The following is a 15,769-nucleotide window of genomic DNA, read 5'->3' as shown; positions in this document are numbered from 1 at the left end:
GAAGTCTGGAAGATCGAAGATCTGCGGGGTCACCGGGATCTACGGGGGACACCGGCTAGCTGTGCAGGCCGGTGTGTCCTCCCGCCGACCTACGGGTGGACGGCGGGGGCGGAGTGGATGTCACCGCCCCCGCCGTCGTGTCCGGTCTCGGATCAGCCCGGCTCGCGGCCTGCCGTGGCCTGCGGTCAGCCCTGCTCGGCGTCGGCGGCCGGGGCCTCGACGGCGGGAGCCTCGGCAGCGGGGGCCTCGGCGGCCGGAGCGTCGGCGGGAGCCTCGGCGGCGGCCTCGGCCGGCTTCTCGGCGGCAGCGGCCTCGGCGGGCTTCTCGGCCTCGTCGTCGGCCTTCTTCTCGCCTTCGAGCAGGTCGCGCTCCCACTCGGCCAGCGGCTCGCCGACGGCCTTCTCGCCCGGCTTCGAGTCACCGGTGGCGACACCGGAACGGGCGATGAGGCCCTCGGCGACGGCGTCGGCGATCACGCGGGTGAGCAGGGTGACGGAGCGGATCGCGTCGTCGTTGCCCGGGATCTTGTAGTCGACCTCGTCGGGGTCACAGTTCGTGTCGAGGATGGCGACGACGGGAATGTTGAGCTTCCGGGCCTCACCGACAGCGATGTGCTCCTTCTTGGTGTCCACGATCCAGACGGCGCTGGGCACCTTGGACATCTCGCGGATACCGCCGAGGGTCTTCTCCAGCTTGGCCTTCTCGCGCGAGAGGACCAGCAGCTCCTTCTTGGTGAGGCCGGAGGCGGCCACGTCCTCGAAGTCGATCTGCTCAAGCTCCTTGAGGCGCTGGAGGCGCTTGTAGACGGTCGAGAAGTTGGTGAGCATGCCACCCAGCCAGCGCTGGTTGACGTAGGGCATGCCGACGCGGGTGGCCTGCTCCGCGATGGCCTCCTGCGCCTGCTTCTTCGTACCGACGAACATGACCGTGCCGCCGTGGGCGACGGTCTCCTTGACGAACTCGTAGGCGCGGTCGATGTACGACAGCGACTGGAGCAGGTCGATGATGTAGATGCCGTTGCGCTCCGTGAAGATGAAACGCTTCATCTTCGGGTTCCAACGGCGGGTCTGGTGACCGAAGTGGACGCCGCTTTCCAGCAGCTCCCGCATCGTGACGACGGCCATGGCCGTGTTCTCCTTGGTACTCGGTTGTCGCATCCGCCGGACGGCGGTCGCGCCTGACGCCCCGGCGCGCTGTGCCACAAGGGACCGAGGAGCGCGGACATGGCCGAAGAGGGGCTCATGTCGGGGCGTGCGAAGTCGACCCGGTGACCCGGATCGCCACATGAAGTGTACGGGACCCGCGAGGCACCGGGTGACGGCGTTGTCCACAACTGGCCGGTAGTCCACAGATCACGGCCATGATCCCCACATCCCGCTGCGGTACGGGACCGTTCGGGGATGGAATGCGAACGGGGAGGGAGCGGCGCCCGAGGTGCGCCCTGGCGCAGTTGGGCCGTCGGCTTCGTGGCGCTGGTGACCGTGTGGGCGCTGCTCGCGGCGGCGCCGGGCGGCGCGGGGTCCGGCGGTGCGGTGGGTGCGGTGGGTGCGGTTCCGGCGGTGGGCCGCGGGTGGCCGGTGGGGGTGCGCCCGGCGGTGGTACGGGGCTGGGAACCGCCCGTCACCGAGTACGGCGCGGGCCACCGGGGAGTGGACCTGGCGGCGGCGCCCGGTGCGGCGGTGCGCGCGGTCGCCGCGGGCCGGGTGTCCTTCGCGGGCCGGGTCGCGGGACGCGGCGTGATCGCACTGGAGCTGACCGCGACGGGGGTCCCGCCCCTGCGCACGACGTACGAGCCGGTTCGGGCGGTGGTGGAGCGGGGCGACGAGGTCGCGGCGGGGCAGATCGTGGGCCATGTGGAACGCCCACCGGGTGCTGCGCCAGGCGGGGCCGGTGCGGGCCGGGTCGGCCACTGCCCGGCGTCCTGCCTGCACTGGGGCCTGCTCCGGGGCCGGACCTATCTGAACCCGCTGTCCCTGCTCCCACCCTGGCTACTGACCAGAGGACCGTCCCGCCTACTGCCCCTGACCGGCGGGTCGAACTCGGATCCAGGGGCAGGCAGACGCACCGCTGGGGTTCCGGGGCGCACGGCACCGCGCACCGCACGGCGCACACGCCGGCGGTTCAGCCGCCCACGCCCCGCAGCGCCATCGCGACCGCGGCATCGGCGATGGCCGATGGCTCCTCGGCCGCACCCAGCTCGACCCGTCGCGCTGCCGCATCCACGATCCCCTGGAGCAGCATCGCCGCGAGCCTCGGCTCCTCGTGCCCCAGCGCACGCAGCGCCTCGGCGATCATCGCGACCAGCCCGCCGTGCGCGGCCCGGATCTTCTCGCGGGCCCCCGCGTCCAGTTCGCTCGCGGAGATCGCCACCACCGCGCGGTGCCGCCGGTCCCCGACCAGCGCCAGCTGCTGCCGGACATACGCCTCGATCTTGCCCTCGGGGCTCGCGGCGCCGGCCATGGCGGCCTCGACCTCGGCGGCCCAGACGGGGAAGTCGACCTCGCAGAGTTCTTCCACGACGGCGGCCCGGGACCGGAAGTACTCGTACACGGAGGACCGGGCGAGACCGGTGCGCTCGGCGAGGGCGGGGAAGGTCAGCGCCTCCGTACCCCCTTCGGACAGCAGCGACCGTGCGGCGTCCAGGAGGGCGCCGCGCTGCATCGAACGGTGCTCGGCCACAGAGGCCGCTCGAATCCTTGGCACGCCCCTACTGTACGGACGCGGACCCCACCACGGGAACGGGCACGGTACGGATCTGTCCTGATCAGCCACCGAGGACACCTGGTCGGCGGGGTGCGGTCGCGCCCGCCGGGCGGACGGCAGGGACGATTCAGCGCCCTGCCGACGCACGGGTCACCGGCCGAAACTCGCCAGCTTGGCCCGGAGCTGAAGGACCGATTTGGTGTGGATCTGGCTCACCCGGCTCTCGGTCACGCCGAGGACGTGTCCGATCTCGGCGAGGGTGAGGCCCTCGTAGTAGTAGAGGGTGACGACGGTCTTCTCGCGCTCGGGCAGCGTGTTGATCGCGCGGGCGAGGAACCTCCGCAGCTCCCGGTCCTCGGCGACCTCGACGGGGTTGTCGGCGGCGTGGTCCTCCAGGGTGTCCATCAGGCTGAGCCGGTCGCCGCCCTCGCCGCCGACGTGCAGCAGCTCCTCCAGGGCCACCACATTGGCCAGCGACAACTGGCTGAACACCGCGTGCAGTTCCTCCAGCGCGATACCCATCTCGGAGGCCACCTCGCTCTCCGAGGGGGTGCGCCGGAGCTGCGCCTCCAGCGTGGCGTAGGCCCGCTCGACGTTGCGCGCCTTCTGCCGTACCGACCGGGGGATCCAGTCCAGGGCGCGCAGCTCGTCGATCATCGCGCCCCGGATCCGGGTGATCGCGTATGTCTCGAACTTGATCGAGCGTTCGACGTCGAACTTCTCGATCGCGTCGATGAGCCCGAAGACGCCCGAGGACACGAAGTCGGCCTGTTCGACATTGGGCGGGAGCCCGACGCTCACCCGGCCCGCGACGTACTTCACCAGCGGTGAGTAGTGCAGGATCAGCTGCTCGCGCAACCGTCCGTCGCCTGTCGCCTTGTACGACCTCCACAATTCGTCGAGTGTCGTCGGGGCGGGCGGGCGCACGCTGCCGCGGGCTGCGGGGGGAGCAGCCGCCCGGTCAGACCCGGAGGTGTGCTGGGGCATTCGTCGCCTTGTGCCGTTCTGCCGTGTGCTGGGTGGGGCCGATGAGGTGTCCGCACGGTTCAGGACACCTGACGAGGCCGTCTGTGCGCCGTCGGTCGGAGTCGGAATCCTTGTGAGCGTAGCGTGACTGGAGTGTCGCAGTGTGCGAAGGCCAGGGGATCACACCTGCGCAGATACGTTCCGTTAGGACATCGGACGCGTCGGATCACTCACTCAGCGCGACGGTGACACTGCGTCACTTCATCCATCTCCCGAGGTCAAAGCGATTCTGCACATGCCAGGGGTTGTATCGATCACTCTCCGTACCCAAGTCGTGGTGTCGCGCTTATTGTCTGGCGTGTCAACTGCCAGCCGTCGCCGTGTCGTTCGACGAACCCCAGTGAGTGAAGCTCGTACAGTCGGCCGATCGCGTCGTCCTCGGTCGTCGTCGCGTCGCGCGCGATGTCCGCCGGACCCGCCGGGCGGTCGGCGGGCAGCGCGGCGAGCACACGGGCGGTGGCCGGGGCGAGCAGATCGCGTGGCAGGACGGGCCCGCGCCGGGGTGGCGCCAGCTCCCCGATGCCCCCGACGAGTTCCACGACGTCCGCCGCGTCGGTGACCAGGACGGCATCGGTCCGCAGCAGCTCGTGCACCCCCGCCGAGAGCCCACTGGTGGCGGGCCCCGGCACGCCCATGGTGATCCGCCCGAGGTGCCCGGCGCTGCGGGCCGTCGAGAGAGCACCACTGCGGTACGCGGCCTCCACGACGACCGTGCCCCGGGTGAGCGCGGCAATCACACGGTTGCGCAGGATGAACCGGCTCGGGGTCGGATGGTCACCGGGCGGCAACTCACCCACGACCAGCCCCTGTTCCGCGATCCGCCCGATCAGCCGGGCGTGCCCCCGGGGATAGGGCCGGTCGACCCCGCAGGCCAGCACCGCGACCGTGGCCCCGCCCGCCCCGAGGGCGCCGCGATGTGCGGCACCGTCGACGCCGTACGCCCCGCCCGAGACGACGACCCAGCCCTGTTCGGCGAGGCCCGCCGCGAGGCGGGCGGCCATGTGCGCGCCGTACTCGGTACAGGCCCGCGCGCCGACCACGGCGACGGAGCGCAGGGCCCATATCCGCAGGCTGGGACCGCCCCGCACCCACAGCCCGGTGGGCCGGGTGTCGCCCAGGTCGTCGAGCTGGGCCGGCCATTCACCGTCACCGGGGCACAGGAACCGCACCCCGGCCTCCTCGGCGGTCGCCAGATCCCGGCGCGGACGCATCCGCTCGGCACGGGCACACAACCCTGCCCAGCGGACCGCGGTGACCCCGGGCAACGGCTCCCCGCCCCGCCGCAACCGCCGCGCCACGGTCACCGGCCCGTACTCCCGCAGCCACCGTCCGCCCACCTCGTCACCGGGTTCGATGACTCGGGTGAGGGCGATCCGGGCGAGCCGCTCTTCGTCATCGGCGGGTCCGGGGCCGGCGGCGGGGGCCATCCCAAGGACAGACGCCGACCCGTCGGACGGGCCGGCGCCGTCGTCAGGGCAGGTACCGCCGACCGGCTCGGCGCCCTTATCCGGCCCGGCGCCGTCGCCGGGGCCGGTGGTCGCCGTCATCCCGGCGCCCCGATCGCCAGGGGCACCCCGCGGGGGACTCCGGTCCGCAGTTGCAGGGCCAGGTCGACGTCGGTCTTGTCGGGTCGGCCGCGCCCCGCCAGGTCCGCGATCGTCCAGGCCACGCGCAGGACCCGGTCCAGTCCCCGTGCGGTCAACAGCCCTCGCTCCAGGCACCGTTCGGGCTCGGCCATGGAACCGGGCTCGGGGCGCCAGCGGGTGCGCAGCAGATGGCCGGGCACCTCGCCGTTCGTCCGCCAGGGGGTCTCCCCCAACCGCAGGGCCGCCCGCTCCCGCGCCGCGCGGACCCTGTCGGCGACAGTTCTGGTCGTCTCGCCCCCGGTGCCCACCGCCGTCAGTTCGGCCCGGGTGACCCGCTCGACCTGGACACGGAGGTCTACGCGGTCGAGCAGCGGCCCCGAGAGCCGCGCCTGATAGCGGCGGATCGCCGACGGCGTGCAGTCACACCCGTCACCGGCCTGGTTGAAGCGTCCGCAGGGGCACGGGTTCGCCGCCAGCACCATCATGAACTGGGCCGGAAACCGCACCACCCCGGCGCTGCGCGCGATCACCACATGCCCGGACTCCAGAGGCTGCCGCAGGGCGTCCAGGGCCTGCCCGCTGAACTCCGGAGCCTCGTCCAGAAACAGCACACCCCGGTGGGAGAGAGACACGGCTCCGGGGCGGGCGATGCCCGCGCCGCCGCCGACCAGTGACTGCATCGTCGACGAGTGGTGCGGGGCGCAGTACGGCGGGATGTCCACCAGGGGCTTGCCCGGGGGCAGCATGCCCGCGACGGAATGGATCGCCGTGACTTCCAGGGACTGGGCCCTGGGCAGCGGCGGCAGGATCGACGGCAGCCGCTCCGCGAGCATCGTCTTGCCCGCGCCCGGCGGTCCCTGGAGGAACACATGGTGGCCGCCGGCTGCGGCCACCTCCACCGCCGTACGCGCCGACTGCTGGCCGACGACGTCCGCGAAGTCATGGGCCTGATCGAGGCCGCCCGCGCCGAGCGCGGACAGACCTCCGCCCAGCCCGGCCCCGGGCAGACACAGACCGGCGAGCAGCGGGTCGGGGCGGCCCGTCTGGTCGGGTTCCTCGTGCGGCACGGGCTCGTCGGTGAGTACGGCGATGAGCTGGCGCAGGCTGCGCACGCCCAGCACCGAGATGCCGGGCACGAGCGACGCCTCCGCCGCCGTGCTCTCCGGGACCACCACCTGTTCGTACCCCGCGTCGGCCGCCGCGAGGACCGCCGGCAGGACGCCGCGGACCGGGCGGACCCGGCCGTCGAGGCCCAGTTCGCCGATCATCACGATGTCGGCGAGCACCCGAGGGTCGATGCGCTCGGACGCGCCGAGCACCGCGCTCGCCACGGCGAGGTCGAAGCCGCTGCCGCTCTTGGGGACGGAGGCCGGGCTCAGCCCCACCGTCAGCTTCTTCTGCGGCCACTCCCCGCCGGAGTTGACGACCGCGGCCCTGACCCGGTCGCGGCTCTCACTCAGGCTCTTGTCGGGCAGGCCCACCAGGGTGAAGGCGGCGACGCCCGGTTCCAGGTCGGCCTGGACCTCGACGACGACACCCTCGACACCGACCAGGGCCACCGAGCACGTACGGGCGAATCCCATCAGGCCGCCCCCCGCACATGCTCGACCTCGGGTGCGCCGCGGCGCGGGACGAGGATGCCGACGAGGTCGATCCGGACACCACCGGGTGGCGCGCCCCCGTGTTCCTGGACCCAGCGCTCCGCGAGCCCCCGCAGACGCTCCGCCTTGACCGGGGTGAGCGCGGCCATCGGATGCTGGAAGGAGCGCTCCCTGCGGGTCTTGACCTCACAGACCACCAGGGTGTCGCCCTCGCGGGCCACGATGTCGATCTCTCCGGTCCTGCCCGAGCGCCAGTTCCGCTCCAGGACCGTCATACCGGCCTCGGTCAGCCGCCGCGCGGCCAGCTCTTCGCCGTACTTGCCGAGTGCACCTCGTGCGTTCATGTCGGCACCACCTCCGGCACCCACAGTGCGGCCGGAGCGGCAAGCTATTGGATCTTGGTGGACAACCTCGCGATTGTGGACAATCGCGTCACCCGTCCGAGCGAAGCACCGTCACCCCTCGGGCCCCGTGACGGACCCCCTCAGGCCCCGCGACGGACCCTCCAGGCCCGGTCACGAACCCTCCAGGCCCGCTCAGCCCCCCGGAAGCTCCAGATCACTCTTATTCAGCTCCTCGATGTTCACGTCCTTGAACGTCAACACCCTCACCTGCTTCACGAAGCGGGCCGGCCGATACATGTCCCACACCCAGGCGTCCGCCATCGACACCTCGAAGAACACCTCGCCCTGGACCGAGTGGACCTGCATCTCGTAGTCATTGGTGAGGTAGAAACGCCGCTCGGTCTCGATCACGTATTTGAACAGACCGACGACATCGCGGTACTCCCGGTAGAGCTTCAGCTCCATCTCGGTCTCGTACTTTTCGAGGTCCTCGGCGCTCATGGCATGTTCCCCTTCAGCCGTGCGTCCCCCCATTGTGCGCCAGCACCGCGTGCCCCTAGACGATTTCGGTGTCCAAGGTCTCGGGAACGGCCGGGGGGCCTTCGTCGAGCAGCCTGCGGAGCAGCTCGGCGAGTCTGGTCGGGTACACCGTCTCATGCGCCTCGGCCAACTCCTGGCACGTCCACCAGCGTGCTCCCGCGACACTGCGCCGTTCCAGGTCGGTCAGCGCGGTCGCGGCGGTCGCCGTCTGTGTCGTACGGGCCAGGTAGTACCACTCGTCCTGGTCCCAGCGGCGCCCCGCGAAGGGGAAGGAGCAGACCCGGTGCCACAGGACCGGACCCAGTGCGACGTCCGTGATGCCGGTCTCCTCGGCGAGTTCCCGCAGCGCGGCCTGTTCGCGGGTCTCGTCGCCCTCCAGACCGCCGCCGGGCGTGAACCACCAGGCGTCGGACGGGTCCTCCGGCTCATGACCGTGCAGCAGCAGGATCCGCTGGTCCGGGTCGAGCAGCACGACCCGCGCCACCCGCCGCAGCGCGACATCCCCGCGTGCCGCGTCCCGTGCCACCGCCCGCGCCGCGTCGCCCGTCGGCTCCCCTCCCGACTCAGCCGACACCGGCCGGCTCCCTCCGCCGCGCGGCCCGTTTCGCCAGCGGCCCGTACGCGGCCCCGCCCAGTACCAGGACCGCCCCCACCACGACCAGCGTGAGCATGATCCGCAGGGGCCCCGGCTGCGACAGACCGCCGGGCACCACGTCGAAGCCGTGCGGCCGTTGCAGCATGCCGTCCATGGGCCAGACGACGGCATCCACGCGCGCGGTCACCGCGCTGCGCGGTACGGCGCCACCGCCGACGTCCTGGAGGTGGGCCGTCGAGTCGAGGGAGCCGCTGCGCTCGTCGCCGAGGAGGAAGAGGCGGCCCTCGGGGACGACCGTCTTGGGGATGCCGGTGAGGGAGGCCGCCTGGCCGGCCGGCAGATACGGTTCGTCGATCCGCTTGCCGTTGACGGTCAGCTTGCCGTCGGTGCAGCAGGTGACCGTGTCACCGCCGACCGCGACGACCCGCTTCACCATGGGGAGGTCGCCCCAGGTGGTCTGGTTGAACACGACCACGTCACCACGGTGCACCTGGTCGCCGTCGATGCGCTCGGCGAGCACCCGGTCGCCCGCGCCGATCGTCGGCGTCATGGACTCGGTCGGCACGGTGTACGGCTGGTACACGAGGGCACCCCACACGAATCCGCCGAGGAAGAGCACACAGCCGAGGGCCACGGCCAGTCCCGACAGCACGCTGCCGAGCCTGCCATGGCCCTCGTCCGTACGACGTGTCCCGCTCATGTCCGGTGCTCCCCAGGTCGGAGACCGATGTCCCCGCCGGGTACGCGGCCGGGGATGATCGGCGATCTGGGACGGCACCCTACCCGGCGGTACCCCCGCCAGAAACCCTGGTGTCCGGCGCCGTCGGGACCGCAGACGTCACCGTGGTGTCCGCCGCCGCACCCCGGGCGCCCGCCACCGAAGGCCGGCGCCGGAGCCACAGGACGATCGGCACCGCGCCCGCGAGGCCCAGCGCACCGGGTGCCGCACCGAGCGCCCTGTTGAGGCCCGGCTGGTCGAAGGTGTCGGGCACCGGCAGCGTGGCCCAGCGGGTGGGCGGCCAGGCGATCACGACGGCGCGGCCGACGACATTGTCGACGGGCACCGCACCATGGTCCTTGTCCTGCTGGTGGTACCGGGAGTCCAGCGAGTTCTGCCGGTGGTCGCCCATGACCCAGATTTTGCCCTTGGGCACCGTGATCTTGAACTGGCCGCCCTGGTCGTCGACGCTGCAGGGCGTGTTGCCGGGGTACACATACGGCTCGTTCAGCGCTTTGCCGTTGACCTTCAGCGGGCCGGTGCCCTTGCACTCGACCGTGTCGCCGCCGACGCCGATGACCCGCTTGATGAGGTCCTTCTCCTCGGCGGACGGCATCAGGCCGATCCAGCTGAGGCCCTTCTGCACCGGGTTCACCTCGGGCGTGGGCTCGCCCGCCAGCCAGTTGTCCGGGTCGTGGAAGACGACGACCTCGCCACGCTCGGGCTCGGACCCGAACCACGGTGTCAGTTTGTCGACGAGCACCCGGTCGCCCTGCTGGAGGGTGTTCTGCATCGAGTCCGAGGGGATCGAGAACGCCTGGACCAGGAACGTCTTGATGATCAGGGCGAGGACCAGGGCGATGACGATGAGGAGCGGCAGCTCCTTCCAGAAGGAACGCGGCTTCTTGGGCCGCGCGCCCTGGGAGCCGGTTTCGTCGTCGCCACCGGATCCACCGTCGCCACCGGGACCGTTCGGACCGGGCTTCCCGCCGTCAGGGCTCCTGCCGTCCGGGCCCACACCCTCGCCGTACGCACTCTCGCCGTACGCACCGCCGGGGCTCATGCCGTCAGGGGTCCTGCCCTCCGGGGGATTGCCGGTGCCCTCGGGGTTGTCCGGCCGCTCTTCGGGGCCATCGTGTCCGGATCGTGCGCCGACCGCCAAATCCCCCACATCCACTCCTCACTCCGTGCCGCCGCCTGCCCCGGATGCGACGCAGGCCCACCACTCCCATAACGAGCGGGAGTTCCGCAGGGGTCGGGAGCGGGATCATTCCATTGAGATCCGCGGGGGCCACCCTATGCGACGCCGCTGTGGCGGCGCCCGGCCCGCCACCCGCGTCGGGCACGCGCGCGTAGGTCTCGGGCTCCTCAAGGGCGCGCCAGTGATCGAAGGGGTACGCGATCCAGCGCGCCCGCCCCACGACGCTGTCCTCGGAGACGGTGCCGCTGTACGCCTCGGTGCGGTGGAAGCGCGAGTCGGCGGAGTTGGCCCGGTGGTCGCCCATCACCCACAGCCGCCCGGGAGGCACCTTCACCTCGAAGGCGAACTCGGAGGGCTTGTTGCCGGGGTTGATGTACGGCTCGTTGAGCGGGACGCCGTTGACGGTGACGCGGCCCTGGCCGTCGCAGCATTTGACGGTGTCGCCGCCGACCGCGACGACGCGCTTGATCAGGTCGCGTTCGTTGTCGGACGGCAGCAGTCCGATGAAGGTGAGGCCCGCCTTGATCTGCTTGATGACGACGGGGTCGTTCTTGGGCGGGGCCGTCTCGTCGTCCAGCCAGCCGCCGGGGTCCTTGAAGACGACGACGTCACCGCGCTGGGGCTTGGCGCCGAACCAGGGCGTGAGCTTGTCGACGAGGACGCGGTCACCGATCCGGATGGTCTGTTCCATGGACCCGGACGGGATCACGAACGCCTGCACGAGGAACGTCTTGAGGACCAGGGCGATGACAAGGGCGACGCCGATGAGGAGCGGTATCTCCTTCACGGCGGACCGCTGTCTGCGCCGTTTCACCTTGCGCGCGAGCCGGCGCCGGTCGGCCCGTCCGGGCAGGACGGGTCCGCTGGTCGGCCGGGACCCGGTGGGCAGCCGCGTATCACCCTGGCTGCCGCGCGGGCGGCCCCGGTTACCCATGGGCCCCGCCACCACTGGGCGCGGGCACGCGCGCGTAGGCGTCGGTCGGCTCCAGGGACGTCCAGCGCGAGAAGGGCCACACGATCCAGTCGGCGCGGCCGACGACGGCCGTCACGGGGATCATGCCGCCGCCCGGTGAGCCCAGGTGGTCGCGGGAGTCGCTGGAGTCGCTGCGGTGGTCACCGAGGAGGAAGAGCCTGCCGTTGGGCACGACCACGTCGAACGGCACCTGGGACGGTGCGTCCCCCGGGTGCAGATACGTCTCGTCGACGGATCGGCCGTTCACCTCGACCCTCCCCTGGCTGTCGCAGCACACCACACGGTCTCCCCCCACACCGGCCACGCGCTTGACGTAGTCGGCACCACCGAAGTATCCGGTGCCGTCGAACACGACGACGTCACCGCGCTGCGGCTCGGAACCGAAACGGTACGCCACCTTGTTGACGAGTACGCGGTCCCCGATGTGCAGTCCGGGCTCCATGGAGCCGCTGGGGATCTCGAAGGGCTGGAGCACGAAGCGGCTGAGGAGGAACAGAAACACCAGGCAGGACAGCGCGGTCAGGGTGATCCGGCCGCCGGGTACCGCCTGCGCCAGCTTTCCGGGGCCCTTGGTGCGGCGGCCCGGAAAAACAGAACGCGACCGCTCCTCCTGGTCCTTCGGCTCCGCGGAATCGGGTTCCGCGGGGTCGGAGGGACGGGAGGGGCGGTCGCGCTCGGTGTGCTGTGCTGCGGTGTCCATCGGGGCCAGATGCTATCCGGCCCCGCGGGAGCACCGCGCGCGAGGAGGCCGTGATGCCGCGCACCGGTCGGTCGGCGGCGGCGCCGCGCACTCAGTTGTCGCGCTTCTCCTTGATCTTCGCGGCCTTGCCGCGGAGGTCGCGCAGGTAGTACAGCTTCGCGCGACGCACGTCACCGCGGGTGACCAGTTCGATCTTCTCGACGATCGGGGTGTGCACCGGGAAGGTGCGCTCGACGCCTACGGAGAACGAGACCTTGCGGACCGTGAAGGTCTCACGGACCCCGGCGCCCTGGCGACGGATGACAACGCCCTTGAACTGCTGCACACGGGAGCGGTTGCCCTCGATGACGCGCACGTGGACGTTGACGGTGTCGCCCGGACGGAAGGCCGGGATGTCGGTGCGCAGCGAAGCGCTGTCGACGGTGTCGAGCAGGTGAGTCATGATCGTCTGCTTTCCTCGCCCATGCCACAGGTCATCGGCGGAGTGTCGAAGAGTGAAGTGAACTGCCGTGCTGCGCGGGCGGGCGTCGTGTCCCCCTGTGGCAGGGGCGCACGCCAGGCGGCGCACAGCAGCGGCCTATTCTTCCACGGCGTCCGGCCTGCGCCAAAATCGGCCGTCGGGGCCGGGCGCCCAGCCCAGGATCGAGAGGGTTTCCCGGTCCTTCTTGTCGAGGGCCGAGGGGTCGCAGCGCTCGATCAGGTCGGGCCGGTGGGCGCTGGTGCGCCGCAGGGCCTCGTCGCGGCGCCAGCGGGCGATCCGGCCGTGGTGGCCGCTGAGCAGCACCTCGGGGATCTCCCGGCCGCGCCACTCGGGCGGCTTGGTGTAGACGGGGCCTTCCAGGAGGTCGGCCATGGCGCCGGGGGCGAAGGAGTCGTCGCGGTGGGACTCCGCGTTGCCGAGGACGCCGGGCAGCAGCCGTACGACGGCCTCGGTGACGACCAGGACGGCGGCTTCCCCGCCGGCCAGGACGTAGTCGCCGATGGACACCTCGTGGACGGGCAGCCGGGTCGCGTACTCGTCCATGACGCGGCGGTCGATGCCCTCGTAGCGCGCGGGCGTGAAGATCAGCCAGGGGCGGGCGGAGAGCGCGACGGCGCACTCCTGCGTGAAGGGACGTCCACTGGGGGTCGGGACGACGAGTACGGGGTCGTGGGCGCCGTTCTCGTAGCCGTCGGCGAGGGTGGTGTCGAGCGCCTCGCCCCAGGGTTCGGTCTTCATGACCATGCCGGGGCCGCCGCCGTAAGGGGTGTCGTCGACGGTGTGGTGCCGGTCGCGTGCCCACGCGCGCAGGTCGTGGACCTGGACGTCGAGCTGTCCCCGCGCGCGTGCCTTGCCGACGAGGGAGACGTTCAGCGGTTCGAGGTACTCGGGGAAGATCGTGAGGACGTCGAGACGCATCAGGTGGCGTCCTTCGCGTCGTCCGCCGGGCCGTCCGCCGCGTCGTCGGGGTCCTCGACCGCCTCCACACTGTTGTCGTCGATGAGGCCGGGCGGGGGATCGATGACCGCGCGCTGGGCGTCGAGATCGATCTCGGTGACGATCTCCTCGACGAACGGGATCAGTACCTCGCTGCCGTCGGCGCGCTCCACGACGAAGAGGTCCTGCGAGGGCAGATGGGAGATCTCGGTGATCCGTCCGACGGGGGTTCCGTCCCCGGTGACGACGTCGAGGTCCATCAGCTGGTGGTCGTAGTACTCGTCGGACTCCTCGGGCCGCTCGTCGGGGTCGACGTCGGCGATGAGGAGGGTGTTGCGGAGCGCTTCGGCGCCGGTCCGGTCGCGTACGCCCTCGAAGCGCAGCAGCAGCCGCCCGCTGTGCACGCGGCCGGTCTCGATGGTCAGGGGGCCCGTCGCGGACGGGTCGGTGGTCAGTACGGCACCGGGCGCGAGCCGCAGCTCCGGCTCGTCGGTCCGTACCTCGACGGTGACCTCGCCCTTGATGCCGTGGGCGCGGCCGATCCGTGCGACTACCAGCTGCACTGCTCGTTCTCCTGTCGGACACGACTTCGGACACGACTACGGGCCGGGGTGGGCCGTGAAGCCCTCCCCGGCCCGAGCCGGTGCTGCGTACTGCCTGAGTAAGGCGTCAACTGCCTGGTCGCGGTGTCAGTGGACCTGGTCGACGTCGACGAGGTCGACGCGGACTCCCCGGCCACCGATGGCGCCCACGACGGTGCGCAGGGCGCGTGCCGTGCGGCCGTTGCGACCGATCACCTTGCCGAGGTCGTCGGGGTGCACCCGGACCTCCAGGACCCGCCCTCGGCGCAGGTTGCGCGAGGCGACCTGCACATCGTCCGGGTTGTCGACGATGCCCTTGACGAGGTGCTCAAGAGCCTCCTCGAGCATGCTCAGGCTCCGGTCGACTCAGAGGCGGAGGACTCGGCGGTGGCGTCGTCCTTCTTCTCAGCCTTCTTCTTCTGGGTGATGGCCTCACCCTTGGCGCTGTCGTCGCCGCCGAGGGCGTCGAACGACGGGCGCGTGGCCTTCTCGGCCGGCTGGAGCAGCGGAGCCGGGGCGGGCTCGCCCTTGAACTTCTGCCAGTCGCCGGTCTTCTTGAGGATGGCCATCACGGGCTCGGTCGGCTGCGCGCCGACACCCAGCCAGTACGCGACCCGCTCGGCGTCGACCTCGATGCGCGACGGGTTCTGCACCGGGTGGTACAGGCCGATCTCCTCGATGGCCCGGCCGTCACGGCGGGTACGGGAGTCGGCGATGACGATGCGGTAGTGAGGCGAACGGATCTTGCCCAGACGCTTCAGCTTGATCTTGACTGCCACGGAAGTGGTGTCTCCTGGTCTTGACGGGGTTGGGCACGGGCGGACGGCCGCGTGGGGTTGCGGTACCCGAGTGCCCGATGGACGCGTCAGCCGGAGGAGAGAGGGGTCCTGTTCGACTGTCGAGTACAGCTAGCCATTGTGCCATACGCCCTGAGGGCCGCCGACGCGCGGGGCAGCCCCCGCCGACCGGCCCGCACCGGCCCGGACCGGCGCGGCAGCTCGCGCGCGGGTTCCTGGCGGGAAGCGGACCGGTCGGCGGCCGGCCTTCACCTCTGGGCTTTCGAGCGGCCCTAACTGGCCACGGCGACCGGTTCGGGGATGCGGAAGGGCTTGCCGCAGCCGCCGCAGACGATCGGCGCCTGGGCGAGGACCGACGGGACGACGCGGACATTGCGCCCGCAGTCGCACACCGCCTTGACGCGCACCCCTCCGCCGGAGGAGCCGTGGCGCGCGGCGGGGCCGCGGAAGCTGCGGGCGGTGTCGGACTCGGTGGCCGCGGTGTGCGCCTTGAGGGCACGCTGCAACCGCTCCATCGTCGGCCGATACCGCTTCTTCGCCTCGGGATTGAGCGTGACCAGCGAGAAGCCGCTGCTCGGATGCGGTTCGTCGGGGTGGTCCAGACCCATTTCCTCGGCGATCGCAAGGAATCTGCGGTTGTGGTACCGGCCGGCGCGCGAGGTGTCGCGGACACCTCGGGCGGCGGCGATGCCGTGGACTGCCTCATGCAGCAGTCGTTCGAAGGAGAGTTCGTGCCCGCAGGCGGACGACGACTCCCCGATCAGGGACTCGGGCGCGGCAAGATCGGGCAGTTCGGGGTGGTGCCGCTGAATATCGGCCCACGCCCCTGCCAGCTCTGCGGCGAGAACAGGTGGTGTCGTGCTCACGTCGTGACAACGAGCCGGGGTGCCTCTGTGTTCCTATTCCGGGGCATCCCAAATAATTTGCACGTACCCGTCAGTTGCCGCTGATGCACAGGGACGAGGGCGGGTGCGCTGATCTGCGGAG

18 protein-coding genes and 1 pseudogene are annotated in these 15,769 nt (G+C 71.3%); 1 reads left to right on the top strand and 18 read right to left on the bottom strand.

All coding sequences use genetic code 11. The annotated features are described in order from the left end of the window. Positions 1–185: 185 nt before the first annotated feature. Complete coding sequence (gene rpsB, locus ACIQNU_RS26230; protein ID WP_401370938.1) at positions 186–1,124, bottom strand: 30S ribosomal protein S2; 939 nt, start codon at positions 1,122–1,124, stop codon at positions 186–188. Between the two features lie 276 nt (positions 1,125–1,400). Between rpsB and ACIQNU_RS26225 the strand changes: the two are divergent. After that, a pseudogene (locus tag ACIQNU_RS26225) lies at positions 1,401–2,030 on the top strand (peptidoglycan DD-metalloendopeptidase family protein); the annotation flags it as partial. Between the two features lie 91 nt (positions 2,031–2,121). Here the strand turns inward: ACIQNU_RS26225 and ACIQNU_RS26220 are convergent. The 17 genes from ACIQNU_RS26220 to ACIQNU_RS26140 all read right to left on the bottom strand — a co-directional run bounded on the left by ACIQNU_RS26220 (position 2,122) and on the right by ACIQNU_RS26140 (position 15,648). Further along, positions 2,122–2,679 (bottom strand): TetR/AcrR family transcriptional regulator, encoded by a 558-nt coding sequence (locus ACIQNU_RS26220; RefSeq protein WP_401370935.1) that lies wholly within the window; start codon positions 2,677–2,679, stop codon positions 2,122–2,124. A 174-nt stretch (positions 2,680–2,853) separates the two neighbouring features. After that, positions 2,854–3,690, bottom strand: a complete 837-nt coding sequence (gene whiG / locus ACIQNU_RS26215) for an RNA polymerase sigma factor WhiG (protein WP_389894293.1) — start codon at positions 3,688–3,690, stop codon at positions 2,854–2,856. 293 nt (positions 3,691–3,983) lie between these two features. Further along, a complete protein-coding gene (gene dprA, locus ACIQNU_RS26210) occupies positions 3,984–5,156 on the bottom strand; it encodes a DNA-processing protein DprA (protein ID WP_401371147.1) in 1,173 nt (390 codons plus the stop codon). 116 nt (positions 5,157–5,272) lie between these two features. Continuing rightward, on the bottom strand, positions 5,273–6,898 hold the full coding sequence (locus ACIQNU_RS26205) for a YifB family Mg chelatase-like AAA ATPase (RefSeq protein ID WP_401370932.1): 1,626 nt from the start codon (positions 6,896–6,898) through the stop codon (positions 5,273–5,275). Next, entirely contained in the window at positions 6,898–7,260 is a 363-nt protein-coding gene (locus tag ACIQNU_RS26200; RefSeq protein ID WP_401370929.1) for a YraN family protein, read from the bottom strand. The genes ACIQNU_RS26205 and ACIQNU_RS26200 overlap by 1 nt, the downstream gene beginning before the upstream one ends. Before the next feature lie 192 nt (positions 7,261–7,452). Continuing rightward, a complete protein-coding gene (locus ACIQNU_RS26195; protein WP_003965949.1) occupies positions 7,453–7,761 on the bottom strand; it encodes a DUF2469 domain-containing protein in 309 nt (102 codons plus the stop codon). Positions 7,762–7,816: 55 nt separating this feature from the next. Further along, positions 7,817–8,326, bottom strand: coding sequence for an NUDIX hydrolase (locus ACIQNU_RS26190; RefSeq protein ID WP_401371144.1), 510 nt, complete (start codon positions 8,324–8,326; stop codon positions 7,817–7,819). 37 nt (positions 8,327–8,363) lie between these two features. Next, entirely contained in the window at positions 8,364–9,095 is a 732-nt protein-coding gene (lepB, locus tag ACIQNU_RS26185) for a signal peptidase I (RefSeq protein ID WP_401370927.1), read from the bottom strand. 79 nt (positions 9,096–9,174) lie between these two features. Beyond that, a complete protein-coding gene (gene lepB / locus ACIQNU_RS26180) occupies positions 9,175–10,284 on the bottom strand; it encodes a signal peptidase I (RefSeq protein ID WP_401370924.1) in 1,110 nt (369 codons plus the stop codon). Continuing rightward, positions 10,181–11,248, bottom strand: a complete 1,068-nt coding sequence (gene lepB / locus ACIQNU_RS26175) for a signal peptidase I (RefSeq protein WP_401370922.1) — start codon at positions 11,246–11,248, stop codon at positions 10,181–10,183. Before lepB (ACIQNU_RS26175) ends, lepB (ACIQNU_RS26180) begins: the two co-directional genes overlap by 104 nt. Then, entirely contained in the window at positions 11,241–11,987 is a 747-nt protein-coding gene (lepB, locus tag ACIQNU_RS26170) for a signal peptidase I (protein WP_401370920.1), read from the bottom strand. The genes lepB (ACIQNU_RS26175) and lepB (ACIQNU_RS26170) overlap by 8 nt, the downstream gene beginning before the upstream one ends. Before the next feature lie 91 nt (positions 11,988–12,078). Further along, positions 12,079–12,429 carry a 50S ribosomal protein L19 gene (gene rplS / locus ACIQNU_RS26165; RefSeq protein WP_401370917.1) on the bottom strand — a complete coding sequence of 117 codons (351 nt, stop codon included), beginning with the start codon at positions 12,427–12,429 and terminating at the stop codon, positions 12,079–12,081. 135 nt (positions 12,430–12,564) lie between these two features. Next, positions 12,565–13,386 carry a tRNA (guanosine(37)-N1)-methyltransferase TrmD gene (trmD, locus tag ACIQNU_RS26160; RefSeq protein ID WP_401370914.1) on the bottom strand — a complete coding sequence of 274 codons (822 nt, stop codon included), beginning with the start codon at positions 13,384–13,386 and terminating at the stop codon, positions 12,565–12,567. Beyond that, positions 13,386–13,967: a ribosome maturation factor RimM gene (rimM, locus tag ACIQNU_RS26155; RefSeq protein ID WP_401370911.1), complete on the bottom strand. Its 582-nt coding sequence runs from the start codon at positions 13,965–13,967 to the stop codon at positions 13,386–13,388. Before rimM ends, trmD begins: the two co-directional genes overlap by 1 nt. 126 nt (positions 13,968–14,093) lie before the next feature. Next, positions 14,094–14,333: an RNA-binding protein gene (locus ACIQNU_RS26150; protein ID WP_030361979.1), complete on the bottom strand. Its 240-nt coding sequence runs from the start codon at positions 14,331–14,333 to the stop codon at positions 14,094–14,096. Positions 14,334–14,335: 2 nt separating this feature from the next. Next, on the bottom strand, positions 14,336–14,764 hold the full coding sequence (gene rpsP / locus ACIQNU_RS26145) for a 30S ribosomal protein S16 (RefSeq protein WP_401370908.1): 429 nt from the start codon (positions 14,762–14,764) through the stop codon (positions 14,336–14,338). Positions 14,765–15,054: 290 nt separating this feature from the next. Beyond that, positions 15,055–15,648 (bottom strand): hypothetical protein, encoded by a 594-nt coding sequence (locus ACIQNU_RS26140; RefSeq protein ID WP_401370906.1) that lies wholly within the window; start codon positions 15,646–15,648, stop codon positions 15,055–15,057. Positions 15,649–15,769 lie beyond the last annotated feature (121 nt).

The sequence above is a fragment of the Streptomyces sp. NPDC091292 genome (assembly GCF_044757265.1).
Lineage (GTDB): Bacteria > Actinomycetota > Actinomycetes > Streptomycetales > Streptomycetaceae > Streptomyces.
The sequence above is the reverse complement of the archived record's forward strand: the minus strand, read 5'-3'. Positions and strand labels throughout refer to the sequence as shown.